The sequence below is a fragment of the Streptomyces sp. WM6386 genome (genome assembly GCF_000972385.1).
Lineage (GTDB): Bacteria > Actinomycetota > Actinomycetes > Streptomycetales > Streptomycetaceae > Streptomyces.
This window is the reverse complement of sequence record NZ_JXTE01000085.1, coordinates 1-24136: the sequence shown is the minus strand read 5'-3', so window position 1 is coordinate 24136 and position 24136 is coordinate 1. Positions and strand designations below refer to the sequence as shown.

20 protein-coding genes are annotated in these 24136 nt (G+C 71.0%); 12 read left to right on the top strand and 8 right to left on the bottom strand.

From position 1 onward, the window contains the following. Positions 1-47: 47 nt before the first annotated feature. Positions 48-617, top strand: a complete 570-nt coding sequence (locus TN53_RS35525; protein WP_046262931.1) for a hypothetical protein — start codon at positions 48-50, stop codon at positions 615-617. Here TN53_RS35525 and TN53_RS35520 read toward each other — a convergent pair. From TN53_RS35520 to TN53_RS35510, 3 genes are read right to left on the bottom strand one after another with little or no spacing between them, the layout of a single operon-like run. Continuing rightward, a complete protein-coding gene (locus TN53_RS35520; RefSeq protein ID WP_234441780.1) occupies positions 604-1377 on the bottom strand; it encodes an enoyl-CoA hydratase/isomerase family protein in 774 nt (257 codons plus the stop codon). The genes TN53_RS35525 and TN53_RS35520 overlap by 14 nt on opposite strands. Next, on the bottom strand, positions 1374-1781 hold the full coding sequence (locus tag TN53_RS35515) for a Zn-ribbon domain-containing OB-fold protein (protein ID WP_046262929.1): 408 nt from the start codon (positions 1779-1781) through the stop codon (positions 1374-1376). The genes TN53_RS35520 and TN53_RS35515 overlap by 4 nt, the downstream gene beginning before the upstream one ends. A 14-nt stretch (positions 1782-1795) precedes the next feature. After that, positions 1796-2944, bottom strand: a complete 1149-nt coding sequence (locus TN53_RS35510) for a lipid-transfer protein (RefSeq protein WP_046262928.1) — start codon at positions 2942-2944, stop codon at positions 1796-1798. A 93-nt stretch (positions 2945-3037) separates the two neighbouring features. Between TN53_RS35510 and TN53_RS35505 the strand changes: the two genes are divergently transcribed. Then, complete coding sequence (locus tag TN53_RS35505) at positions 3038-4615, top strand: FadD3 family acyl-CoA ligase (protein ID WP_046262927.1); 1578 nt, start codon at positions 3038-3040, stop codon at positions 4613-4615. A gap of 72 nt (positions 4616-4687) precedes the next feature. Here the strand turns inward: TN53_RS35505 and TN53_RS35500 are convergent, their stop codons facing one another. From TN53_RS35500 to TN53_RS35490, 3 genes are all read right to left on the bottom strand, one after another. Then, positions 4688-5188, bottom strand: a complete 501-nt coding sequence (locus TN53_RS35500; RefSeq protein ID WP_052745367.1) for an endonuclease domain-containing protein — start codon at positions 5186-5188, stop codon at positions 4688-4690. A 271-nt stretch (positions 5189-5459) separates the two neighbouring features. Then, the gene (locus TN53_RS35495) at positions 5460-5660 is read right to left on the bottom strand and encodes a hypothetical protein (RefSeq protein ID WP_046262926.1); all 201 of its coding nucleotides are present in this window, start codon (positions 5658-5660) and stop codon (positions 5460-5462) included. 219 nt (positions 5661-5879) lie between these two features. Then, on the bottom strand, positions 5880-8837 hold the full coding sequence (locus TN53_RS35490; RefSeq protein WP_046262925.1) for an AfsR/SARP family transcriptional regulator: 2958 nt from the start codon (positions 8835-8837) through the stop codon (positions 5880-5882). 208 nt (positions 8838-9045) lie between these two features. Here TN53_RS35490 and TN53_RS35485 point away from each other — a divergent pair, with 208 nt between their 5' ends. The 7 genes from TN53_RS35485 to TN53_RS35455 all read left to right on the top strand — a co-directional run bounded on the left by TN53_RS35485 (position 9046) and on the right by TN53_RS35455 (position 17410). After that, positions 9046-10287 (top strand): amidohydrolase family protein, encoded by a 1242-nt coding sequence (locus TN53_RS35485; RefSeq protein WP_046262924.1) that lies wholly within the window; start codon positions 9046-9048, stop codon positions 10285-10287. 14 nt (positions 10288-10301) lie between these two features. Further along, positions 10302-11210 (top strand): TIGR03619 family F420-dependent LLM class oxidoreductase, encoded by a 909-nt coding sequence (locus tag TN53_RS35480; protein WP_046262939.1) that lies wholly within the window; start codon positions 10302-10304, stop codon positions 11208-11210. 10 nt (positions 11211-11220) lie between these two features. Continuing rightward, positions 11221-11991: an SDR family NAD(P)-dependent oxidoreductase gene (locus TN53_RS35475; protein ID WP_046262923.1), complete on the top strand. Its 771-nt coding sequence runs from the start codon at positions 11221-11223 to the stop codon at positions 11989-11991. Between the two features lie 100 nt (positions 11992-12091). After that, on the top strand, positions 12092-13210 hold the full coding sequence (locus tag TN53_RS35470; RefSeq protein ID WP_095046904.1) for an LLM class flavin-dependent oxidoreductase: 1119 nt from the start codon (positions 12092-12094) through the stop codon (positions 13208-13210). Between the two features lie 89 nt (positions 13211-13299). Continuing rightward, positions 13300-15063, top strand: coding sequence for an N-acyl-D-amino-acid deacylase family protein (locus TN53_RS35465; RefSeq protein ID WP_267886588.1), 1764 nt, complete (start codon positions 13300-13302; stop codon positions 15061-15063). Continuing rightward, entirely contained in the window at positions 15060-16511 is a 1452-nt protein-coding gene (locus TN53_RS35460; RefSeq protein WP_046262920.1) for an aldehyde dehydrogenase family protein, read from the top strand. Before TN53_RS35465 ends, TN53_RS35460 begins: the two co-directional genes overlap by 4 nt. A 125-nt stretch (positions 16512-16636) precedes the next feature. Then, positions 16637-17410, top strand: a complete 774-nt coding sequence (locus tag TN53_RS35455; RefSeq protein ID WP_046262919.1) for an alpha/beta fold hydrolase — start codon at positions 16637-16639, stop codon at positions 17408-17410. A 146-nt stretch (positions 17411-17556) separates the two neighbouring features. Here TN53_RS35455 and TN53_RS35450 read toward each other — a convergent pair whose 3' ends face one another. Beyond that, positions 17557-17967: a nitroreductase family deazaflavin-dependent oxidoreductase gene (locus tag TN53_RS35450; protein WP_046262918.1), complete on the bottom strand. Its 411-nt coding sequence runs from the start codon at positions 17965-17967 to the stop codon at positions 17557-17559. Between the two features lie 36 nt (positions 17968-18003). Here TN53_RS35450 and TN53_RS35445 point away from each other — a divergent pair, with 36 nt between their 5' ends. After that, complete coding sequence (locus TN53_RS35445) at positions 18004-18837, top strand: endonuclease/exonuclease/phosphatase family protein (RefSeq protein WP_046262917.1); 834 nt, start codon at positions 18004-18006, stop codon at positions 18835-18837. An 11-nt stretch (positions 18838-18848) separates the two neighbouring features. Here TN53_RS35445 and TN53_RS35440 read toward each other — a convergent pair whose 3' ends face one another. Then, positions 18849-20366, bottom strand: a complete 1518-nt coding sequence (locus TN53_RS35440; RefSeq protein WP_046262916.1) for a CehA/McbA family metallohydrolase — start codon at positions 20364-20366, stop codon at positions 18849-18851. Between the two features lie 129 nt (positions 20367-20495). Between TN53_RS35440 and TN53_RS35435 the strand changes: the two genes are divergently transcribed. Together TN53_RS35435 and TN53_RS35430 are read left to right on the top strand one after the other, a co-directional pair. After that, positions 20496-21341, top strand: coding sequence for an LLM class F420-dependent oxidoreductase (locus TN53_RS35435; RefSeq protein ID WP_046262915.1), 846 nt, complete (start codon positions 20496-20498; stop codon positions 21339-21341). Positions 21342-21510: 169 nt separating this feature from the next. Continuing rightward, the gene (locus TN53_RS35430; protein WP_046262914.1) at positions 21511-24096 is read left to right on the top strand and encodes a bifunctional FO biosynthesis protein CofGH; all 2586 of its coding nucleotides are present in this window, start codon (positions 21511-21513) and stop codon (positions 24094-24096) included. The last annotated feature ends 40 nt before the right edge of the window (positions 24097-24136 follow it).

Genomic DNA, 24136 nt, shown 5'->3' with positions numbered 1-24136 from the left:
CACCATGTAGTGGCATGGCCGTGACAAGTGGTCGCTAGAGTGGCGGCATGATCGCACGGGGGCGCACTCTCAAGTTCACAGCTGTCATCGCATTGGTGGTCCTGGCCCTGTCCGGGTTCTCGACGAGCTCGAAGAGCCGACACGGGAGCGGTAGTCGGAGCGGGGGCGGATGCAGCAGTTCCAGCCAGGACCACGACAGCTCGTCGTCCACCTCGGGAGGCGGCTCGGGGACCTACCACGACTACGACGATGACGACGACTACGACGACGACTACGACGACGGCTACTCCGGTGGTTCGTCCGGGGAATCGTCCCCGTCCGGTTACGAGGACGGTACGGCGCGGCTGATCAGCTGCGCGACGGTGGCGGACCCGTACGCGACGATCGAGGTCACCAACCCGAACAGCACCGAGAGCACCTTCGACGTCCACATCAACTTCATGGAAGCCGACGACGACTCGGTCAATGGCACCATCGAGCAGGTCACCGTGGCCGCGAACGGCACGAAGACCATGCGGATCGAGGTGACCAACGCCGAGGAGAGCGCCGCCAAGGTCGACCACTGCGACCTGGACCCGGTCGCCTCCTACAACTGGGACGACGTCACCGGGTCCTGAACCCGGGGCGGCGGGCGGCGAACAGCTCCGTCTGCCGCTCGTCCGGCAGGTTCCCGAGCGAGATGAGATGCGGGGCCTGCGCGAAGCCGGCGGCGAGAGCGGCCTCCCTGGCCGCCCACAGGGCGCGGACGGTGCCCTGCACACCCTCGGGCGGATACCCGGCGATGACGGCGGCACAGCGCACCGCGGTCTCCAACGCGGCGCCGGGCTCGGTGAGTTCGGAGACCAGCCCGGTCTCGTGGGCCCGCTGCGCGGAGATCCGCTCGGCGGTCCCCATGAGCATCATCCGGGCGACCTCGCCGTACGGCATCCGCTGCGCCATGAGGACCGACTCGTACGCGCTGACCATGCCGTACGTCGTGTGCGGATCGAAGAACTCCGCTGTCGTGTCGGCGACGACGAACTCGCTCTCGCCGAGCAGATAGAAGGCCCCGCCGCAGGCCATTCCCCGTACGGCGACGACGACGGGCTTCCAGAGATCGTTGGCCTTGGGCCCGACACGAAGCAGCGGATCGTCGGCCATATAGGGGGAGTTGGGCTGCGGAACCTCCGCATCCCGGTCCAGCCCGGTACAGAAGGCGCGCTCACCCGCCCCCGTGAGGACGATCGCCCGCACGGAGTCGTCGAACCGCAACTCCCGCCACGCCCGCACGAGTGCGTCCCGCAGAGCGAGATCGATCGCGTTGAGCCTGTGTGGCCGGTCGAGGGTGACGACGGCGACACCGGAGTCCTTGTCGACGGTGACCCCCAGACCGCTCACGACAGCACCCACTGCACAAGCCCGCCGGAGAACACCACATGCACCCGGGCGCCGATACGGATCCGGCCCGGATCAAGGGAGTTGAGTGGCGCCCCGGCCGAGCTGACCAGGTTGCCGACGAGACGGATGCGGGGATGGTCGGTGAGTTCGACGACGACCACGTTGTACGGCGCCTGCGCCGCGTAGTCCGCGAGGAGCGGGGGATGGGGGACGACGTAGGACCAGACACGTCCGTGGCCGGACACGGGACGCCACTCGGATTCGAAGGACTGGCAGTGCGGGCAGCAGGGGCGGGGCGGGAAGCGGGGTTCGCCGCAGTCGGCACAGGCCTGGACCCTGAGCTCGCCCTGGGCGGCGTAGCGCCAGAAGGGGGCGCCGTCGGGGTCGGTGACGGGGGTGAGCATGGGGGTTGCCTCCTTCAGGTCCTCAGGAGCAGCGCGGAGGTGGGGACGCCCTCGCCGGCGGTGACCAGACAGGTCGCGGCGTCCGGGACCTGGGCGGTACTGGTCCCGCGGAGCTGCTTGACGCCTTCGTTGATGAGGTTGAAGCCGTGCACGTAGGCCTCGCTGAGCCCGCCCCCGCCGGTGTTGAGCGGCAGCCGCCCGCCGATCTCGAGGGCGCCCTGCTCGGTGAAGGCGCCGCCCTCTCCTCGCCCGCAGAACCCGTAGCCCTCCAGGGAGAGCGGAATGAGAGCGGTGAAGGCGTCGTAGATCTGGGCGACGTCGACATCCTGCGGGGTGAAGTCGGAGTGCTTCCACAGATGCCGGGCGGCGGTCCAGGCAGGGCCGGTGAGCGGGTCGTCGTTCCAGTAGTTGACCATGCCGTGGTGCTGGGCGGGGAGCCCCTGGGCGGCGGAGTGGACGTAGACGGGCGCGTGGCGGCAGTCCCGGGCCCGCTCCCTGCTGACGACGACACACGCCAACGCGCCATCGCTCTCCAGGCAGTTGTCGAAGAGACAGAGCGGCTCGCTGATCCAGCGGGAGGTCATGTACATCTCGCGGGTGAGGGGCCGTTCGTACATGACGGCCGCCGGATTCTGATTGGCCCTGTTGCGGCAGGCGAGGGCGACATTGAACAGATGATCCCGGGTCGCGCCGTACTCGTGCATATAGCGGCGGGTGAGCATGGCGATCTCGTCGACGGGCCGCAGCAGCCCGTACGGCCGTGTCCACTGGGCGGGAGTGGGCAGCTGAACGGTCGTGTTCCGCCAGGGCCGGGGCCCTGACCCCCGCTTCCGTGACCGCCAGGCCACCCCCACGCTCGCCTGCCCGGCGGCTATGGCGGTGGCGAGATGGCCGACGGTGGCACAGGAGCCCCCGCCCCCGTACCCGACCTTGCTGAAGAAGGTGAGGTCACCGAAGCCGACCGCCTTCGCGAGCTCCACCTCGTCGGTCTCCTCCATGGTGAAGGAGGCGAGGGCGTCGACCTCTCCCGGGGCGATACCGGCGTCGTCGAGGGCGGCGAGCACGGCACGGCAGGCGAGGGATCTCTCGTCCTCGGGGAGGTTCTTGGCGAAGGGCGTCTGGCCTATGCCGACGATGGCGGTGGCGTCCTTGAGTCCTGTCATGGAGCACCTCCGCGGGCTGTCCACCGGGCTGACAGTGCGTCAGGCTACAGCTAATCTGACGGGTAGTCAGCTACTGGGTTCTGGAGGCTGGTTGTGCGCGGAGACGTGGAGTGGGGCAGCGTTCCGGGTCTGGTCCGGTCGGCGGCGGAGCGGTACGCGGACGTGGAGGCCGTGGTGGAGGGCCGTACACGGGTGACGTACGCCGAACTGGGCGCCCGAGTGGAACGCGCGGCGGCGGCGTGCGTGGCGAACGGGGTGGAGGCGGGCGACCGGGTCGCGATCTGGGCCCCCAACTCCCTGGACTGGATGGTGTCGGCGCTGGGCGCGGTGTCGGCCGGCGCGGTACTGGTCCCGCTGAACACACGGTTCAAGGGAACGGAGGCGGCGGACGTACTGCGCCGCAGCGGAGCACGGTTGTTGTTCGTGACGGGGACGTTCCTGGGGACGTCGTACGTGGCGTCGCTGCGGCGGGCCGTGGCGGAAGGTCCGGGGCTGCCGTCCCTGGCCCAGGTGGTGGTCCTGTCGGACGACGCCCCGGCCGACTACTGGACGTGGAAGGACTTCCTGGCGAGCGGCGAGGGAGTGGGCGAGGCGGAGGTACGGACCCGGGCGGCCTCGGTACGCGGTTCATGGCCCTCGGACATCGTCTTCACCTCGGGCACGACCGGCCGCCCCAAGGGCGCGGTGATCACGCATTCCCAGACGTTGCGGGCGTACGGGGTCTGGAGCGATCTGGCGGGCCTGCGCCAGGGCGACCGCTATCTGATCGTGAACCCGTTCTTCCACACCTTCGGCTACAAGGCGGGCGTGATCGCCTGCCTGATGCGGGGCGCGACGATGATCCCCCAGCCGGTGTTCGACGTGGACACGGCCCTGGCGAACATCGCGTCGGAGCGCGTATCGGTCCTCCCGGGCCCGCCGACCCTCCACCAGTCCCTGCTGGACCACCCGGCTCGCGACGCGTACGACCTGTCGGCCCTGCGCCTGGTGGTGACGGGCGCGGCGGTGGTCCCCCTGACCCTGGTGGAGCGCCTGCGGACCGAACTGGGCGTGGAGACGGTCCTGACGGCGTACGGCCTGTCGGAGGCGAGCGGCGTGGTCACGATGTGCCGCCGCGGCGACGAGCCGACGGTGATCGCGTCGACATCGGGCAGGGCGATCCCGGGAACACAGGTACGGGTGGTGTCCGCCGGCGGCCAGGCGGTGGCGCCGGGGGTCCCGGGTGAGGTGATGGTCCGGGGCTTCAACGTCATGCGGGGCTACTACGAGGACGAGACGGCGACGGCGGAGGTCCTGGACCCGGACGGCTGGTTGCGCACGGGCGACGTGGGCGTCCTGGACGAGGCGGGCAACCTCCGCATCACCGACCGCCTCAAGGACATGTTCATCGTCGGCGGCTTCAACGCCTACCCGGCGGAGATAGAGCAACTCCTGGGCCTGCACCCCGATGTGGCCGACGTGGCGGTGATCGGCGTCCCGGACCCCCGACTGGGGGAGGTGGGCAAGGCGTACGTGGTGCGCCGCCCGGATGCGGTGACGACGGGCGACGACCTGATCGCATGGGCAAGGAGGGAGATGGCGAACTACAAGGTGCCGAGATCGGTGGAGTTCGTGACCGAGCTGCCACGCAACGCGAGCGGAAAGGTGGTCAAGGGGAGGCTGCGGCGGTGATTGGCGGATCTGTCCGATGCCGGGCCCTGGTGACCTGCACGTTTCCCGCCGCCCGTGAGAGACATCTGCCAATCACCGCGGCTTGCGGCCGCCCAGCGACTCCTCCACCTGCTGGATCATCCACTCGGGGCGCCCGAACACGTCCTCGGCCGTGAAGCGGAGCAGTCCCCGAAGCTCCGGGCAGCGCGAGATCTCGTTGAAGCGGGCCACGTCTCGGCGGTGGGCCTCGCGGGTGCCGTGGTAGGCGTAGCCCTCGATCTCGATGCCGAGGCCCTGCTTCCGGAAGAGGAAGTCGAGGTAGCGGCGGCGGCCGTCGGGCAGGCGGAGTTCGGCCTGCGGTTCGGGGTGGAGGCCGGCGTCGGCCATGTGGAGGCGGGCGAGGGTCTCCGCCGGGGAGCCGGTGCGCGGGTCGGCGAGGCTCAGCCGGTGGCGGGCGCGGACGGCTCCGCGGAGCGGGGGTTCGAGGGCGTGGGAGAGGGCGGCGCGGGTGGTGAGAGGGGGCCGGCGTAGCCGGTCGACGGTGCGATGGCCGAGCGCGGACTCCACGGCCACGAGCGCGTCGTCCCACGACAAGCTGCCTCAACTCCCGATCTGCCACCCCCCTACTTTCCCGACCCCCAACCGCCCGCGATCCCCCTGTGGATAACTCCGGCTCCCCCGCAGCAGATCGGTAATTGGCAGATGCGTCCCAGGATCTCCGCACCCCCATCGATCTCACCTGCGGAAACGCACCACCCGAGCGGCACAGATCTGCCAATCACCCCCGACGGCGACACGCCTCGGCCGCGACGGCTCCCCCTCCGCGCCGCCGCGGCCGATCCCCGTGCGGGAAAAAGGTCTGGTGTCAGGCCGGCTCGTCCGTGGCGTGGACGTTGTCCGTGGTGGCTTCGTCCGTGTCCTTGCCGCTCAGCTTGAGCGGGTCGGTGGTGGCGTGGACGTTCTTGATCGTGACCGGCTCAGTGGTGGCGTGGACGTTGTCGGTCGTCGCGTCGCCCGTCGGCTCGTCCGTGGCGTGGACGTTCTCGGTGCTGGTCTCGTCGCTCATGTCGCTGGCTCCCCGGCAGTGTGGTGCGTTGGATGGACAGGATCCGCCCGGCAACTCCCCCGAGGGTTGCCGGGCGGATCTGCTGGGCCGGTACACCTTAGGTGTCCGACCGGTTGTCGTTCCGTCTGCCCCCCGACGCGACGGCCCGACACAGTTGAGAGTGCCGGGCGGCGATAAACGAATGATGAACGCGCGTTCTCGCCGGTCAGGCCGTCCGGCTCAGGCGATCGCCGTCGGGTTCAGCAGGTTCCTGACCTCGTCCGCCTCCGTCGAGCCCAACGCCACGAAGATCTCCAGGGCTTCACGCCAGCACACCTGCGCACGGCCGAGCTGACCGATGCCGTTGAGAGCGCGCCCGAGCACCGTGAGGACGTTGGCGTGCCGCCATTCGCCGCCGATGCCGCGCAGCAGGGACAGCGCGGTCTCGGCGTTCGGCGCGGCCTGGGCGGGGCGCCGGGCCGCGAGGTCGAGTTCGGCGAGCCGGAACAGGGTCATGCCCTCCCAGAGGCGCTGGCGGCTGTCCTGGAACACCCGCAGTGCCTGCTGGAGGTGCTCGGTCGCCTCGGAGTACCTGCCGCTCTGGGTGAGGGCGAGGCCCAGTGCGTACCGGCCGTTGGCGCCCTTGAAGGCGTGGTCCATGTCGTCGTACATGGCCGTGCCCTGCTGGGCCAGTTCGACCGCGCTGTCCGTCCGCCCGGTGGCCAGATGGATGCGCGACAGGTTGCACAGGGCGCTGGCCTCACCGGGACGGTCGCCCAGGGCCCGGAAGCTCTCGATGGCATGGGTGAAGTACGCCATGCCCTCGTCGTGCCGGTTCTGGTACAGCGCGATCACGCCGCCGATGTTGGAGGCCCAGCATCCGGTGAGCGGGTCCTCGGCCTCGCGCGCCAACTCGGCGGCACGTTCCGCCTCCTGGGAGGCCACGTCGAACCGGCTGCCGGAGTGCTGGTGCACAAAGGCGAGTGCCGTCGACGCCCGTGCCTCCGTGCGGGTGTCCCCGGCCTCTCGTGCCACGTCCCGCAGCAGCGCCGCGACCGTCTCGTACTCCTTGGAGTTGGCTCCCGACTCCGCCAGGTCGACGGCGGCCCACAGGACATCGACGGCGCGCCGCAGGGAGCTGGGCTGCGCGGACTGCCGCACGCAGGCCAGCAGGCAGATCGCCTCGGAGTAGAGCCAGTCCTGCGCCGCATGCCGGTCCGAGAAGGCCAGCCCCGGGTACTCGGCGCGCTCCAGATGGTCCACCAGCCGGTCTCCCGGCCGTTCGATCAGGTAGACCCCGCCGACGGTGGACAGGTAGAAGTCGAGCAGCCTGGACAGCGCCGCCCCCCTCTCACTCGGCGGCCACTCGTCCCGCTCCGCACAGGCACGCGCGTAGAGTCGCACCAGATCATGGAACCGGTACCGGCCGGGCGCCGCCGATTCCAGCAGTGACGTGTCGACCAGGGACTCCAGGAGGTCCTCGGTCTCCTCCACCTCCAGGTCCAGTACCGCGGCCGCCGCGGCGAGCGAGATGTCCGGGCCGTCGGCCAGGCCGAGCAGCCGGAAGGCGCGGGCCTGGGCCGGCTCCAGCTGGCCGTATCCCAGCTCGAACGTCGCCTTCACCGCGAGGTCCCCGGCCTGGAGTTCGTCCAGGCGCCGGCGCTCGTCCGCCAGCTTCGCCGCCAGGACGGACACCGTCCACGTGCGGCGGGCCGCGAGGCGCGACGCGGCGATACGGATCGCCAACGGCAGGAAGCCGCACGCGGCCACCACGTCCAGGGCGGCGTCCCGCTCGCTGCCCACCCGCTCCTCGCCCACGATCCTCGTGAAGAGCGCCAGCGCCTCGTCCGGCGACATCACGTCCAGGTCGATCAGGTGCGCCCCGGCGAGGTCCACCATCCGTACCCGGGAGGTCACCAGAGCCGCGCAGCCCTCCGTGCCGGGGAGCAGCGGACGTACCTGCGCCGCGTCCCGCGCGTTGTCCAGCAGCACCAGCACCCGGCGCCCGTCCAGGACCGAGCGGTACAGCGCCGCCCGCTCCTCCAGGGAGTCCGGGATCGCCGAGTCCGCCGTGCCCAACGCCCGCAGGAACGAGCCCAGTACGGTCTCCGGCTCGGCCGCCCGGGACCCCGCGCCCTGCAGATCGACGTACAGCTGACCGTCGGGGAAGGCCCCGCGCGCCTGGTGTGCCACGTGCACCGCCAGTGTCGTCTTGCCCACGCCGCCGATGCCCGCCAGCGCGGACACCGCCATCACGCGGCCCTCCGCCGATGCCAGGACCTCGCCCAGTTCGGACACGAAGGACGCGCGGCCCGTGAAGTCCGGGACGGTCGCCGGGAGTTGTGCCGGGCGGACCGGCGCGGCCGAGGGTTCCGGCTGCGGGGACGGCGGTTCCGCCAGCCCCGGGTCCGCCCGGAGGATCCGCTGTTGCAGGTCCCGGAGGCCCGGGCGGGGGTCCACGCCCAGTTCGTCCGCCAGCAGACGGCGGGTGTCGGCGTAGACCGCCAGCGCTTCCGCCTGGCGCCCACTGCGGTAGAGGGCGAGCATGAGGAGTTCCCGCAACCGCTCCCGGAGCGGATGGGCCGCCGTCAGGGCCGTCAGTTCCGAGACGGCCTCCGCGTGGCAGCCCTGCTCCAGGTCCATGTCCAGGCGGGACTCCAGGAGTTGGAGCCGCCATTCCTCCAGCCTGACCCGCTGCGAGGACGCGTACGGGCCCGGCACTCCCGCCAGTACCTCGCCGTCCCACAGGGCGAGCGCCCGGCCCAGCACCTCCCGTGCGTGGCACAGATCCCCGGCACCCCGCGCCTTCTCCGCCCCCGTGGCCAGCTCCTGGGCCACCGCGAGATCCAGCACGCCCTCGCCCAGCGAGCGGATCGCGTACCCGCCCGACTCGCTCACCAGGACGCCGGGGTCCAGGACCTTGCGCAGCCGGGAGGCGTACGTCCGCAGCGCCGCCAGCGCCTGGGACGGTGACTCCTCGCCCCACAGGGCGTCGATCAGTTCGGCCGCGGTGGCCGTACGGCCTTCCCGCAGCAGCAGCGCGGCCAGCAGGGCCCGTTGCTGCGGGGAGCCCATGGGCAACGACTCCTCGCCGCGCCAGGCGCGGACCGGTCCGAGCACGCTGAAGCGCAGCGGCAGCTCCGGCTCCGCCGAGGAGCCGGGACGCCGCTGCTCAGGCACCCGCGGTACTCCGTCCATCGCCGTCCCCCTAGACGCAGTGAGCAACCACGCCAGTTTGCCTTGTTCATGGCAGATGCGTCAGCTGTGGAGACTCCGATCACAGGTCGGCGCGCGGGATATCACAAGCCCCTCACGTGGTCTTCGCACACTTCCGCACAGAAAGCGTCACGGTCCGTCGCTGCCGCCGCAGCTGACGGGTCGTTAGATCAGCGCTACCGTGACCCCCATGACCGCGACCACGGACACCACCCCGGCCTTTCCGTTGATCATCTCCGTCGACGACCACACCGTGGAGCCGGCGGATGTCTGGCAGAACCGGCTCCCGAAGAAGTACCTGGACACCGGGCCCCGCATAGTCCGGGCCCCACTGAAGGAGATGACCTTCCTCGGCGGCCGCTTCAAGCCCGTGATGGGCGCTCCCGGCGCCGACGGCCCCCTCGGCGACTGGTGGGTCTACGAGGACCTGCACCGCCCCCTCACCCGCCTCGACACCGCCGTCGGTTACAGCAGGGACGAGATCAAGCTCGAAGTCATCACTTACGAGCAGATGCGGCAGGGGTCCTACGACGTCCCTTCCCGCCTCGCCGACATGGACGTCAACCACGTCCAGTCCGCCCTCTGCTTCCCGACCTTCCCCCGCTTCTGCGGCCAGACCTTCACCGAGGCCGCCGACCGTGAGCTGGGCCTGCTGTGCGTCCAGGCCTACAACGACTGGATGGTGGAGGAGTGGTGCGGGCCAGAGGCCCGGGGACGGCTCATACCGCTCACCCTCATCCCGTTGTGGGACCCGGAGTCGGCCGCCGCGGAGGTACGGCGAAACGCCGCCCGTGGCGTCCGGGCCGTCGCCTTCTCCGAGATACCCCCGCACCTCGGCCTGCCCTCCGTCCACACCGACGACTGGGACCCCTTCCTCGCCGCCTGCGACGAGACCGGAACCGTCATCGCCATGCACATCGGCTCGTCCAGCCGTATGCCGTCCACCTCCGCCGACGCCCCGCCCGCCGTCGGCTCCACCATCACCTTCGCCAACTGCTGCTTCTCGATGGTGGACTGGCTGATGAGCGGCAAGTTCGAGCGCTTCCCGCGGCTCAAGGTCATGTACGCCGAAGGGCAGATCGGCTGGATCCCCTACATCCTCGAACGCGCCGACGTGGTGTGGGAGGAGAACCGCGGCTGGGGCGGAGTGGCCGACAAGGTCCACCGGCCGCCGTCCGAGCTGTTCACCGAGCATGTCTACGGCTGCTTCTTCGACGACGCCTTCGGGCTGAAGAACCTCGACGCCATCGGGGTCGGCAACGTCCTCTACGAGACGGACTACCCGCACTCCGACTCCACCTGGCCCAAGTCCCGCGAGGTCGGCGAGGCCCAGATGGGACACCTGGCCCCCGACCTGGTCGAGCGGATCGTACGAGGCAACGCCATCGAACTCCTCGGGCTCACCCCCGAAGGCCTGTGGAGCCGCACATGAAGCACACGAAGCGCATGGAGTACGGCATCCAGCTCCCCATCCAGTCCCAGAGCACCCTCTACACCGAACCCTGGGAAGCAGCCGCCACCCCCGCCGACCTCCTCGGTATCGCCCGGGCCGCCGACCGCGCCGGCTTCGCCTACATCGCCGCCTGCGACCACGTCGCCATCCCCCGCCGGCTCGCCCCCGCGATGAGCACGGTCTGGTACGACCCCGTCGCCACCCTCGCCCACCTCGCCGCCGCGACCGAGCGCGTACGACTGCTCAGCCATGTCGCCGTGGTCGGGCTGCGCCACCCGCTCCTGACCGCCAAGCAGTACGCCACCCTCGACCATCTCAGCGGCGGGCGGCTGATCCTCGGGGTCGGGGCCGGGCATGTGCAGGAGGAGTTCGAGGCGCTCGGGTGCGACTTCCAGCAGCGGGGTGCGGTGCTCGACGAGTGCCTCGACGCCCTGCGCGCATCCCTCGGGCCCGAGGAGTTCCCCGAACACCACGGCAAGCTCTACGACTTCGAGGGCCTGGGCCAACGCCCCCGGCCCGCCCAACGCCACGTCCCCCTCTGGGTCGGCGGCTCCTCGCCCGCGGCCGTCCGGCGCGCGGCGCTCAAAGGTGACGGCTGGCTGCCGCAGGGCGACCCGCGGGACCGGCTGCCCGCACAGATCGCCCGTATCCGGGAGCTGCGCCAGGAGGAACAAGGCCCCTTCACCATCGGCGCCATCGTCGAGCCCCTCTACGTCGGCCGGCCCGCGTGGGAGGTCGGGCGCCGCACGCTCACCGGCGGCCCCGAGCAGCTCGCCGAATCCCTGCGGGCGTACGGCGAGATGGGCGTCGACCAGATCCAGGTCCGCTTCCGCAGCCGCGACAGCGGCGAACTCACCGACCAGATCGCCGCGTTCGGCACCGACGTAGCACCCCACCTCTGAGGAGTCACGCATGGGCAAGCTGGACGGACGCGTCGTCATCGTCACCGGCGCGGCACGCGGACAAGGGGAGCAGGAGGCGCGGCTCTTCAGAGCGGAGGGGGCCGATGTCGTGGTCGCCGACGTGCTCGACGACCAGGGGGAGGCGCTCGCGAAGGAGATCGGGGCGTCGTACGTCCATCTCGACGTGGGCGAGGAGGAGCAGTGGCGATCGGCCGTCACGGCCGCGAAGGACGCGTACGGCCACATCGACGGGCTCGTCAACAACGCCGGCATCCTGCGCTTCAACTCCCTCCTCGACACCCCTCTCGACGAGTTCATGCAGGTCGTCCAGGTGAACCAGGTCGGCTGCTTCCTCGGTATCAAGGCCGTCGCACCCGAGATGGCCGACGGGGGGACCATCGTCAACACCGCCTCCTACACGGCGGTCACGGGGATGGCGGCCGTCGGGTCGTACGCCGCCACCAAGCACGCCGTCCTCGGCCTCACGCGGGTCGCCGCGCTGGAGCTGGCGCGGCGGAGGATCCGCGTGAACGCGGTCTGCCCCGGGGCCATCGACACCGCCATGTCCAACCCCGCCTTCCTCGACCCCGGCGGCGATGCCGAGGAGACCTCACGGGCGATCGGGAAGCTCTACCGCAAGCTCGTGCCGCTGGGGCGGATCGGGAAGCCGGAGGAGGTGGCGCGGCTCGCGCTCTTCCTGACCTCGGACGACTCCTCGTACATCACCGGGCAGCCCTTTGTGATCGACGGCGGGTGGCTGGCGGGAGTCAGTCTCAGCTGACGGTCCATCAGCTATTGACGCTCCATGCGGCCGGTGGAACAGTCTGGGCAGTGAATCTGACGATGCGTCAGGTAACGACTCGTGGGGACGGTGAACCTCCTTGGAATTCGGGCTCTTTGTACAGGGATACGTGGGCAAACGCGCCGAGACCGACCCGCTGGCCGAGCACAAGGCGCTGATGGAGGAGACCGAGTACGTCATCCAGGCGGACAAGTCCGGGTTCAAGTACGCCTGGGCCTCCGAACACCACTTCCTGGAGGAGTACTCGCACCTCTCCGCCAACGACGTCTTCCTGGGATACCTGGCGCACGCGACGGAACGGATCCATCTCGGATCGGGGATCTTCAACCCCCTCGCCCAGGTCAACCACCCGGTGAAGGTCGCCGAGAAGGTCGCCATGCTCGACCATCTCACCGGCAACCGCTTCGAGTTCGGGAGCGGACGCGGCGCCGGGTCGCACGAGATCCTCGGCTTCCTTCCCGGCATCACCGACATGAACTACACCAAGGAGATCTGGGAAGAGACCATCGCCGAGTTCCCCAAGATGTGGCTCCAGGACGAGTACGTCGGCTTCCAGGGCAAGCACTGGCAGCTGCCGCCGCGCAAGGTGCTGCCGAAGCCGTACGGGAAGTCCCACCCCGCGATGTGGTATGCCGCCGGATCGCCGCCGTCGTACGGGATGGCGGCGCGCAAGGGGCTCGGGGTGCTCGGTTTCAGCATCCAGAAGGTGTCCGACATGGAGTGGGTGCTGGAGAAGTACAAGACGGCGATCGTGAACGCCGAGCCGATCGGGGACTTCGTCAACGACAACGTGATGGTGACGACGACCGCGATCTGCGCGCCCACGCACGCGGAGGCGATCGAGGTCGCGGTCAACGGGGGGCTGCACTATCTGCCCTCGCTGGTGTTCCGGTACCACGACACGTTTCCTCGTCCCGAGGGGTTCCCGGTGTGGCCGGAGACGTTGCCGGAGTACACCGCGGAGTTCGTGGAGCTGCTCATCGAGGAGGAGCTGCTGATCTGTGGGGATCCGGACGAGGTGCTCACGCAGTGCAAGCGGTGGGAGCAGGCGGGGGCGGATCAGTTGAGCTTCGGGTTGCCGGTGGGGGTGCCGAAGGAGGAGACCCTTCAGACGATTCGGCTCATCGGTGAGCATGTGATTCCGAAGATCGATACGGATCCTGTGCATCGGACTTCCCGGTTCCGGGCTGCCTCGTAAGCGCCGTTGCGGGGTGCGGGTGCGTTGTGGCCTGTCGCGCTCACGCGGCGGTAGCCGCAAATTGACACAGCCCCGCGCCCCTGAGGCAGATCACCGGACCGCACGCCAAGGAGGCAACCGGCATGTTCGATCACGTCATCAAGGGCGCGACCGTCGTGGACGGCACCGGGGCGCCCGGCTACATCGCCGACGTCGGCATTCGCGACGGTCGTATCGCTGCGATCGGCCAGATCACGGAGGCATCCCGCTCCACCGAGGACGCCACCGGCCTGATCCTCGCCCCCGGCTTCGTGGACCCCCACACGCACTACGACGCCCAGCTGTTCTGGGACCCCTACGCGACCCCCTCCCTCAATCACGGTGTCACGACCGTCGCCGCCGGGAACTGTGGGTTCACGCTCGCGCCTCTGCACCCCGACCGTCCCGAGGACGCCGACTACACCCGTCGGATGATGTCCAGGGTGGAGGGGATGTCCCTGGTCGCGCTGGAGGAGGGGGCGCCCTGGACCTGGAGTTCGTTCGGGGAGTATCTGGACGCTCTCGAAGGGCGGATCGCGGTCAACGCCGGGTTCATGGTGGGGCATTGTGCGCTGCGGCGGTATGTGATGGGGGCGGATGCCGTCGGGGGGCGGCCCAGTGAGGAGCAACTCGCTCAGATGCTACGGCTGTTGAATGCGGCCATGGACGCCGGTGCCTGGGGGTTGTCCACCACCCAGTCGTCCACGCACTCCGACGGTGACGGACAGCCCGTCGCCTCCCGGCATGCCGAACCCGCCGAACTCGTCGCTCTGGCCAAGGCGGTCGGCGAGCACGAGGGGACGCAGATCGAGGCGATCGTCGCCGGGTGTCTCGACCAGTTCAGTGACGCCGAGATCGATCTGTTCGTGGAGATGAGCGCGGCGGCGGGACGGCCCCTCAACTGGAACGTCCTCACCGTCGACGCCTCCGTACCCGAACGCGTGCCCCGGCAGCTGTTCGCCAGTGAGCAGGCGCGGAAGGCCGGCGGGCGGATCGTCGCGCTGACCATGCCGATCCTCACGCCGATGAACATGTCGCTGGGCACCTTCTGCGCGCTCAACCTCATCCCCGGGTGGGGACCGGTCCTCGGGCTGCCCGTGCCCGAGCGGATCATCAGGCTTCGGGACCCGGACGTACGCGCCGAGATGCTCCGGCGAGCCGACTCCAAGGAGGCGGGCGTCTTCCGGCGGCTCGCGAATTTCGGGCGGTACGTCATCGGCGACACGTACAGCGAGGCGAACCGTGGGCTCAGTGGGCGGGTCGTGCGGGACATCGCCGAGGAGCGCGGGCAGGACGCCTTCCACTGTCTCGTCGAGATCTGCGCCGCCGACGATCTGCGTACGGTCCTGTGGCCCATGCCCACCGACAACGACCCCGCCTCCTGGGCGCTGCGCGCCGAGACCTGGCAGCACGAGGACGTCATGCTCGGCGGGTCCGACGCCGGGGCGCATCTGGACCGGATGTGCGGGGCGCCGTACACGACCCGGTTCATCGGGGACTGTCTGCGCGGGCGGAAGCTCGCCACGCTGGAGCAGGCGGTGAAGATGCTGACCGACGATCCGGCCCGGCTCTTCGGGCTCAGGGAGCGCGGCCGGATCCGGGAGGGCTTCCATGCGGACCTCGTGCTCTTCGACCCGGAGCGGATCGCCGCGGGCACGGCCACCCTGGTGCACGACCTGCCGGGTGACAGCCCACGGCTGGACTCCAAGGCCCTCGGGATACGGGCTGTGTGGGTCAACGGGGTCGAGGCGATCCGGGACGACGTGGTGAGCGGGGCCGTGCCGGGCAAGGTGCTGCGGTCGGGGCGGGACACCCGGACGGTGGCGACCAAGTGACCTCCGAGCAGCGGCTGTTCGTCGGTGGGGCGTGGACCGAGCCGGAGGGCGGCCACTACGAGGTCCTCGATCCGGCGACCGAGCGGACCGTCGGGTGGGCGCCGGAGGCCTCGCGGGATCAGGTGCACGCGGCCTGTGCCGCGGCCCGCGAGGCCTTCGGTCCATGGTCGCGCACGGCGCCCGAGGAACGGGCGGCGATCCTCGCACGGGCCGCCGATGTCATCCGGTCCCGGTTCGTGGAGTACGCCGAACTCGCCCAGGCCGAGACCGGTGCCACGACCGGGACCGCGCGGGCGATGCAGGTCGGGGTCGCCGCCGCCCGTTTCCAGCGGTACGCGCGCGTGGAGCCCGCCGAGTGGGCGATCCCGCCGCAGATCAACGAGGCCGGGCCCATGGGCAGGGCCGGGGTCATGGGCGCGCTGGCCGTCCGCCAGCCCGTCGGGGTCGTCACCTGCATCACCTCGTACAACAACCCCTGGGCCAACCCGGCCGGCAAGATCGCCCCCGCCCTCGCCATGGGCAACACGGTCGTCGTGAAGCCCGCCCCGCAGGACCCGCTGTCGGTGTACCGGATGGCCGAGGCGCTGGAGGCCGCCGGGGTGCCGAGGGGAGTGCTCAATGTGGTGTCCGGCCGGTCCGTCGAGGTCGGTGAGGCCGCCGTGGACTCGCCCGACGTCGACATGGTCTCGTTCACCGGCTCCACCGCGGTCGGCCGGCGCATCGGCGAGGTGTGCGGGCGCGGTATGAAGCGGCAGCTGATGGAGCTGGGCGGGAAGGGGGCGGCCCTCGTCTTCGACGACGCGGACATCGCCGCCGCCGTGGCCGGGATCGGGACCACCTTCTCCTTCTACAGCGGGCAGATCTGCACCGCGCCGACCCGGGTGCTGGTGCAACGCGGGGTGTACCAGCGGCTCGTGGACGGCCTCGCCGCCTATGCCGGGTATCTGAAGGTGGGGGATCCGCGGGCGGCGGACACCGTCGTCGGGCCGGTGATCTCCGCCGAGCACCGGGAGCGGGTGGAGTCCTACGTCGACATCGGGCGCAAGGAGGGCGCGGTGGTGGTCGCGGGCGGCGAGAGGCCGTCGTACGACCATGGCTTCTACGTCGCTCCCACCCTCCTCGCCGACTGCACGAGCGGGATGCGGGTCGTCCGGGAGGAGATCTTCGGACCGGTCGTGTCCGTGGTGCCCTTCGACGACGAGGAGGAGGGCATCGCCCTCGCCGGCGACTCCGACTACGGCCTCATCGACTACGTCTGGTCCGGGGACGTGGCCCGCGCCTTCCGCGTGGCGCGGCGGCTGCGGGCCGGCGGGGTGGGGGTGAACACCGTCGGGCGGAACATGGAGGCGCCGTTCGGGGGGTTCAAGAAGAGCGGGGTCGGGCGGGACGTCGGGTCGTACGCGCTGCACGCGTACAGCGAGGTGCAGGCCATCGTCTGGCCGGGGTGACGGGGTGACGGGGTGACGGGAGGACGGGTCGGTCTGCTCGGCGGAGCCGTATATCGGGCCACGCCGGTTCCCCGTTGGCCAGGACGGTGCTGTCTCCCGGCGTCCGATTCGGGCACAGTCGTCCCATGGAGACCATGGTGCAGGTCAAGGACGGCGAGGTCTGGGCCGAGGACACGGGCGGGGACGGGGTCCCGGTGGTGCTGCTGCATCCCGGGATCGCGGACTCCAGGTGCTGGGAACCCGTGCTGCCGGAGCTCGTCGGGCGCCACCGAGTGATCCGCTACGACGCCCGGGGGTTCGGGCATTCGCCGAGTCCGACCGCCTCCTACTCCCTCGCCGAGGATCTGCGGGCCGTGCTCGACCACTTCGGCGTGGAGCGCGCGGTGCTCGTCGGTACGAGCATGGGCGGGGTGACCGCGGTCAGCGGGGCGCTGAACGAGCCGTCGCGGGTGGCGGGGCTGGTGCTGCTCGTGCCGGGCGTCACCGGTTACCCGGATCTGGAGGACCCCGAACTGACGGCACAGGTCGCCGAGTTGGCCACCGCGGGAGACATGGGCGGCCTGCTCGCCCTGGCCCTGGAGACCTGGGCGGCGGCCGGCACACCCCCCGACGACCGGGCCGCGGAGTGGCTGCGGGCGGCGATCCCGGCCTGGTTCACGACGTACGGCCACCAGACCGAGGACCCCCCGGCCTTCCCCCGTCTCGGCGAACTGGCCATGCCCTGCGCCCTCCTCCTCGGCGAGAAGGACACGGCCAGGACGGTCCGCTGCAACGAGGACATGGCCGCCGCGATCCCGGACTGCCACCTCGTACGCCTGCCGGACTGCGACCATCTGCCGACGCTGCGGGCGCCCGAGGTGGTGCGCGACCTGGTGCTGGAGATGTCCGCCAAGCTCTGAGCGGGTCGGGTGAAGTCCTCCACGGTTCGGCAGCGCCTTGAAGGGGCGCGGGGCCGTATCCATATGCAGCTCCGCCGCGGGGCGCGACCAGCTACGACGGCGCCGCGGACGGCCGACGGCACATCGCGGCACTTCCCGCGGAGCGCTTAGCTGGCCAAGCCCTGGCCGTCCAGGTCCACCCGCACCGTCAGCAGTCCCGACCCCATCGCCCGCACGGCCGTGCTGTTCATGCGCGGCAGACCCCGCAGCCGGGCGATCGGGTCGTCGTCGGGCAGGAGATGGGCCGTTCCGGTGTGCCAGCGGCCGCGGAGGCGGACCCGGACGCGCGGGTCGGCCTTGATGTTGCGGACGTACTGGGAGCGTTCGCCGAACTCGGAGACCAGCCAGAAGGAGTCCCCGACCCGGCGGCCGCCGACCGGGGTCGGGCGGGGCAGGCCGGAGGCGCGGCCGGTCGTCTCCAGCAGGGTCTGGAAGGGGAGGCGGCGCAGGATCGGGTTGCCGATCCGGCGCTGGAGGGCGGACACGGCACGGTACTTGCGTTCGTTGTGACGGGGCATGGTTACTGAGTCTCCTGGAGATTGCGGCGGTGGGCCATGCGTGTGGTGACGTGGAACCTGTGGTGGCGGTTCGGCCCGTGGGCCGAGCGGCAGAAGGCGATCGTCGCCGTCCTGCGGGAACTGCGGCCCGATGTCGTGGGCCTGCAGGAGGTGTGGGCCGATCGCCGCAGCGGGGAGAACCTCGCCGCCTGGCTCGCCGGGGAGCTCGGACTGCACTGGACCTGGGCCGCCTCCCACGCGCCCGAGCGCTGGCGGCGGCGGATCGGGGACCCGGCGCTCGACATCGGCAACGCGGTGCTGAGCCGCTGGCCGGTGCTGGAACAGGACGTCCTGCGCCTGCCCGCCCCGGCCGACCTGGACGACGGCCGCCTCGCCCTCTACGCGCGGCTGGCCGCCCCCGACCACCCCGTCCCGTTCTTCACGACCCACCTCGCCTCACCCCTGCACGCCTCGGCCGTACGCCGTGAACAGGTCACCTCCCTGGCCGAGTTCGTCGCCGCCCACCGGGACGGCACCGCCTTCCCGCCCGTCGTGACCGGAGACTTCAACGCCTGGCCCGACTCCGACGAGATCCGCCTCTTCGGCGGCCTGCGGACCGCCCCCGCCGTCCCCGGCCAGGTCTTCTTCGACGCCTGGGAGTACGCCGGCCCGGCCGCCCCCGCCACCACCTGGGACCCGGCGAACCCGTACGTCCACCCGGGCCTGGGACCGGGCGGCCGTATCGACTACATCCACGTCGGCGGCCCGGCCGGACCGGCGGGGGAGGGCACGGTGCTGGGGGTGCGGCGGGCCGGGGACGGACCGGTGGACGGGGTCTGGCCGTCCGATCATGCGGCGGTCGTCGCCGACCTCGCGTCCCGGCATCCGTGATCCGCCCGGTCCTAGTGGACCCGGCCCAGGAAGATCGGGTTGGTGAACGCCGCCAGCGCGCCCGGCAGCGGCCCGGCCGCCGTCTCGTGCCGCAACTCCGCCCGCACGTACGCCGCGTAGGCAGGCGTGGTCCGCCACTCGAACACCCCCGACCCCGCCACCGGCAGCGGCCCGCCGGTGAACAGCACCCCCTGGTCGGTCACGAACCGGACGGTGCAGCGGGGCGCGCCCGCCACCTCGAGCCGTACCGTCACCGGCGTGTCCGGGGCCGCCGCCAACCGCCCGCCGATACCGGCGTGTTCGCCCTTGCCACCCGTCGCCGTGAAGCTCAGGGACACGTTCTTCGACTCGGCGACATACGACCGCCCGGCCCGGATCCCCTCCTGGATCGCCTCGCGGGACAGGTCGTCGGCGAGGACGACGGTCTGGGGCAGGCCGACGACGTCCGGGTCCCGGTGGGCGTCGCTGTTGCCCATGGCCGGAATCCAGTCCCGTCCCTCGCGTACGGACGCCACGAGCATGCCGTCCCAGTCGGCCAGCGCCACCTCGTCGTCGGGCGTGTAGGGGCCGTTCCACACCTCGACCGCGTCCGCCTCGCCGAAGCCGAACTTCCAGTTGCAGCCGATGCAGGCGGCGTGCGGATGGGCGGGGACGACCAGCCCTCCGGCCTTGCGGATCCGGCGGGCGAAACGGCCGAAGCGGTGGTCGCGGGCCCGGTAGCGCCAGTCGACGAAGGTGCCGGGGTCGGTGCCGAGCGCCACCACATGGCCGTTCCTCGTGGTGACCTCCTCACCCAGCATGATCAGCAGGTCGTCGCCCGCCTCGTCGGCCCAATGGGCGTGCGCCGCATGGGTGTTGTGCTCCGAGGTGTTGATGAAGTCCAGGCCCGCCGCCCGCGCGAGGGCCGCGATCTCGGCCGGGGTGCGGCGGCCGTCGGAGTACCAGGAGTGCAGATGGCAGTCGCCCCGGTACCAGGCACGGCCCCGCCCCTCGGCGCGGGTGGGCGGGTAGGTCGGCTCGACGGCGGTGCCCTGCTCGCCGTAGGTGAGCGTGACGGTGATCTCGTACGACAGCCCCTGCGGCGCCACCGTGTAGGGGCCGAGCGCGATGTGCCAGGTGCCCGCGCGCACCCGTCCCGGGAGGTACCCCGGCGTCGCGTCGTCGGCGCGGAGGAAGAACTCGGTGCGGGCCCCTCCCGACCAGCCCCGGAAACCCTGCCCGCCCAGCTCCGTCCCCCGCTCGTCGAAGATGCCGATGTCGAGGGCGTTGCCGGCCGTGCCCGCCGGGACGGAGGGGCGGTCGTAGGTGTAGGAGACCTTGATCTCCCGCACGCCGGACGGGACTTCGACCGGCACGTACACGAAGTCGGGGGACCCGGTGGGCAGGGTGCCCCGGATCGTCCTGGTCTCCTGGTCACCGTCGGCGGCCGCGGCGAAGGTCACGCTTCCCAACGTAAGCGCGGCGGCGGTTCCCGTCACGAAGAGTGTGCGTCTTCCGATGCTGTGATGGAGCTCGTTGTCGTCGCACATGCCTCAACTCTCCCGGACGTCCGTGAACTGCCGTGGAAAGACAGGGGAATTGAGACGGCTGAGGAATTCGACCGAAGATGCCGACCAGTCGGTATGGACAGTTGAGGCCCCTCCGGGTAGAGATAGGGCATGCGTATCTCCGTGACGATCTTCCTCACCGACGAGACGATCACCCCGACCCGGCTCGCCCGTGAGCTGGAACAGCGGGGGTTCGCCGGCCTGTACCTGCCCGAGCACACCCACATCCCGGTGGAGCGTGTGACGCCGTACCCGGCGGGCGGCGAGCTGCCCCCCGAGTACGGCCGCACCCTGGACCCCTTCGTCGCGCTCGGCCAGGCGGCGGCGGTGACCGAGCGGCTCGGCCTCGGCACCGGCATCACCCTGGTCGCCCAGCACGACCCGATCGACCTCGCCAAGCAGATCGCCACGCTGGATCATCTGTCCGGCGGCCGGTTCACCCTCGGCCTCGGCTTCGGCTGGAACGTCGAGGAAGCCGCCGACCACGGCGTCGCGTGGCGCACCCGGCGGGAGCTGGTGCGGGACCGGATGGCCCTGATGCGCGCGCTGTGGTCGGAGGAACCGACCGCGTACGAGGGCGAGTTCGGCAGCGTACGGGCCTCGCACGCCTACCCCAAGCCCGTGCAGAAGCCGCGTGGTCCGGTCGTCGGCCCCCGCACCCTCATCGGCGGAGCCGCCGGTCCCAAGCTCTTCGCCCACATCGGCGAGTACGCCGACGGCTGGCTGCCGATCGGCGGGCGCGGCCTGACGGAGTCCCTGCCGGTGCTGCGGGCGGCCTGGGCGGACGCGGGCCGCGACCCGGCCGCACTGGAGGTGGTCCCGTACGCCGTCTTCCCGAGCCCCGGCAAGCTCGCGCACTATGCCGAACTGGGCATCGAGGAGGTCGTGGTCCAGCTGCCGCCGACGGGCGAGGCGGAGGTGCTGGGGTTGCTGGACGGATACGCCGAGTACTTGTGAACGGAGGGAGTGGCAGCAGACCCAGGGGCGCGGGGCCGCATCGATGTGCGGCTACCGCCGCGTGGGCGCGACCAGCCACAACTGGGCCCGCACCCGGCGACGCGACGGCAGTCCCTCGAACCACCCCCGACCCTGCTGAACCGGCGGAGTCCCTCCGTATGCTCGAAGGATGACGACTTCCGCGACCCCCGGAACCGGCCCGACCGAGAACTCCATGCGTCGCGCCCTCAAACGCGCCCGTGACGGCGTGGCCCTCGACGTCGACGAAGCCGCGGTCCTCCTCCAGGCCCGCGGCACGGCCCTCGACGATCTCACCGCCTCCGCGGCCCGCGTCCGTGACGTGGGCCTTCAGGCGGCGGGCCGTCCCGGCGTCATCACGTACTCGAAGAGCGTCTTCATCCCCCTGACCCGGCTGTGCCGGGACAAATGCCACTACTGCACGTTCGTGACCGTCCCCGGCAAGCTGCGCCGCGCCGGACACGGAATGTTCATGTCCCCGGACGAGGTGCTCGACATAGCCAGGCGCGGGGCCGCGCTGGGGTGCAAGGAAGCGTTGATCACTCTGGGCGACAAACCGGAGGACCGCTGGCCGGAGGCTCGAGAGTGGCTCGACGCGCACGGCTACGACGACACCATCGCCTACGTCCGCGCCATCTCCATCCGCATCCTGGAGGAGACGGGCCTGCTGCCCCACCTGAACCCCGGCGTGATGTCGTGGACGGACTTCCAGCGTCTGAAGCCGGTGGCGCCGTCGATGGGCATGATGCTGGAGACGACGGCCACGCGCCTGTGGTCGGAGCCGGGCGGCCCGCACCACGGCTCCCCCGACAAGGAACCGGCCGTCCGTCTGCGGGTGCTGGAGGACGCGGGCCGCTCGTCGGTCCCCTTCACGAGCGGCATCCTCATCGGGATCGGCGAGACGTACGAGGAGCGGGCGGAGTCCCTCTTCGCGCTGCGGCGCGTGGGGAGGTCGTATCACGGCATCCAGGAACTGATCATCCAGAACTTCCGCGCCAAGCCGGACACCGCGATGCGCGGCATGCCGGACGCGGAGCTGGACGAGCTGGTGGCGACCGTGGCGGTGGCACGGCACATCATGGGCCCGTCGGCCTGTCTGCAGGCCCCGCCGAACCTGGTCGACTCCGAGTACGAACGTCTCATCGGCGCCGGCATCGACGACTGGGGCGGGGTCTCGCCGCTGACGATCGACCATGTGAACCCCGAACGCCCCTGGCCGCAGATCGAGGAGCTGGCGCGGCGCTCGGCCGCCGTCGGCTTCTCCCTGCGTGAACGCCTCTGCGTGTACCCGGAGTTCGTGGGCCGCGGCGAGCCGTGGCTGGACCCGCGGCTGCTGCCGCACGTACGGGCGCTGGCGGACCCGGAGACCGGCCTGGCACGTCCCGACGCCGTCGTGGAGGGCCACCCGTGGCAGGAGCCGGAGGAGGTGTTCGTGTCGTCGGGCCGTACGGACCTCCACACCACCATCGACACGGAGGGCCGTACGTCCGACCGCCGCGACGACTTCGACGAGGTGTACGGCGACTGGGGCGCCCTGCGGGAGGCGGCGGCACCCGGGATGGTCCCGGAGCGGATCGACACCGACGTACGCCAGGCGCTGCGGGTGGCGGCCGACGACCCGACCCGGCTGACGGACGCGGAGGCGCTGGCGCTGCTGCACGCGGACGGGCCGGCCCTGGACGCGCTCTGCGGTGTCGCGGACGACGTCCGCAAGTCGGTGGTCGGCGACGACGTCACGTACATCGTCACGCGGAACATCAACTTCACCAACGTCTGCTACACCGGCTGCCGTTTCTGCGCGTTCGCGCAGCGCCGCACGGACGCGGACGCCTACACCCTGTCCCTGGACCAGGTGGCCGACCGCGCCCAACAGGCGTGGGAGGTGGGCGCGGTGGAGGTCTGCATGCAGGGCGGCATCCACCCGGACCTGCCGGGGACGGCGTACTTCGACATCGCGAAGGCGGTGAAGGAGCGGGTCCCGGGGATGCACGTCCACGCGTTCTCCCCGATGGAGGTGGTGAACGGCGCGACCCGCACCGGGATGTCGATCCGCGAGTGGCTGACGGCGGCGAAGGAAGCGGGGTTGGACTCCGTCCCCGGCACCGCGGCCGAGATCCTGGACGACGAGGTCCGCTGGGTCCTGACCAAGGGCAAGCTGCCGACGGCGACCTGGATCGAGGTGATCACGACGGCGCACGAGGTGGGCATCCGCTCCTCGTCGACCATGATGTACGGCCACGTGGACCAGCCCAGGCACTGGCTGGGCCACCTGCGCACCCTGGCCGGCATCCAGCAACGCACGGGCGGCTTCACGGAGTTCGTGACGCTCCCCTTCATCCACACCAACGCGCCGGTGTACCTGGCGGGTATCGCGCGCCCCGGCCCGACGATGCGGGACAACAGGGCCGTGACGGCGATGGCCCGTCTCCTCCTGCACCCCCACATCCCCAACATCCAGACCAGCTGGGTGAAGCTGGGCTCGGAGGGAGCGGCGGAGATGCTGCGCTCGGGCGCCAACGACCTCGGCGGCACGCTGATGGAGGAGACGATCTCGCGCATGGCGGGCTCGTCGTACGGCTCCTACAAGTCGGTGCGTGACCTGGTGGCGGTGGCGGAACTGGCGGGCCGCCCCGCGAGGCCGCGCACGACGCTCTACGGCGAGGTACCGGAGGAACGCCAGCGGTCGGCGGCGCTCTCCGACGGCCACCTGCCGGACCTGCTGCCGGTGCTGGACTGAGGGGGAGGACGGGGGAGGACGGGGCGAGGACGGGGGGAAG

Excerpts from the sequence above, each read along its gene's own strand:
- TN53_RS35440 (WP_046262916.1), bottom strand. The coding sequence starts at position 20,366 with ATGTGCGACGACAACGAGCTCCATCACAGCATCGGAAGACGCACACTC.
- TN53_RS35430 (WP_046262914.1), top strand. The coding sequence starts at position 21,511 with ATGACGACTTCCGCGACCCCCGGAACCGGCCCGACCGAGAACTCCATG.
- TN53_RS35495 (WP_046262926.1), bottom strand. The coding sequence starts at position 5,660 with ATGAGCGACGAGACCAGCACCGAGAACGTCCACGCCACGGACGAGCCG.
- TN53_RS35510 (WP_046262928.1), bottom strand. The coding sequence starts at position 2,944 with ATGACAGGACTCAAGGACGCCACCGCCATCGTCGGCATAGGCCAGACG.
- TN53_RS35485 (WP_046262924.1), top strand. The coding sequence starts at position 9,046 with ATGACCGCGACCACGGACACCACCCCGGCCTTTCCGTTGATCATCTCC.
- TN53_RS35515 (WP_046262929.1), bottom strand. The coding sequence starts at position 1,781 with ATGCTCACCCCCGTCACCGACCCCGACGGCGCCCCCTTCTGGCGCTAC.
- TN53_RS35525 (WP_046262931.1), top strand. The coding sequence starts at position 48 with ATGATCGCACGGGGGCGCACTCTCAAGTTCACAGCTGTCATCGCATTG.
- TN53_RS35445 (WP_046262917.1), top strand. The coding sequence starts at position 18,004 with ATGCGTGTGGTGACGTGGAACCTGTGGTGGCGGTTCGGCCCGTGGGCC.
- TN53_RS35490 (WP_046262925.1), bottom strand. The coding sequence starts at position 8,837 with ATGGACGGAGTACCGCGGGTGCCTGAGCAGCGGCGTCCCGGCTCCTCG.
- TN53_RS35450 (WP_046262918.1), bottom strand. The coding sequence starts at position 17,967 with ATGCCCCGTCACAACGAACGCAAGTACCGTGCCGTGTCCGCCCTCCAG.
- TN53_RS35475 (WP_046262923.1), top strand. The coding sequence starts at position 11,221 with ATGGGCAAGCTGGACGGACGCGTCGTCATCGTCACCGGCGCGGCACGC.
- TN53_RS35480 (WP_046262939.1), top strand. The coding sequence starts at position 10,302 with ATGGAGTACGGCATCCAGCTCCCCATCCAGTCCCAGAGCACCCTCTAC.
- TN53_RS35455 (WP_046262919.1), top strand. The coding sequence starts at position 16,637 with ATGGAGACCATGGTGCAGGTCAAGGACGGCGAGGTCTGGGCCGAGGAC.
- TN53_RS35435 (WP_046262915.1), top strand. The coding sequence starts at position 20,496 with ATGCGTATCTCCGTGACGATCTTCCTCACCGACGAGACGATCACCCCG.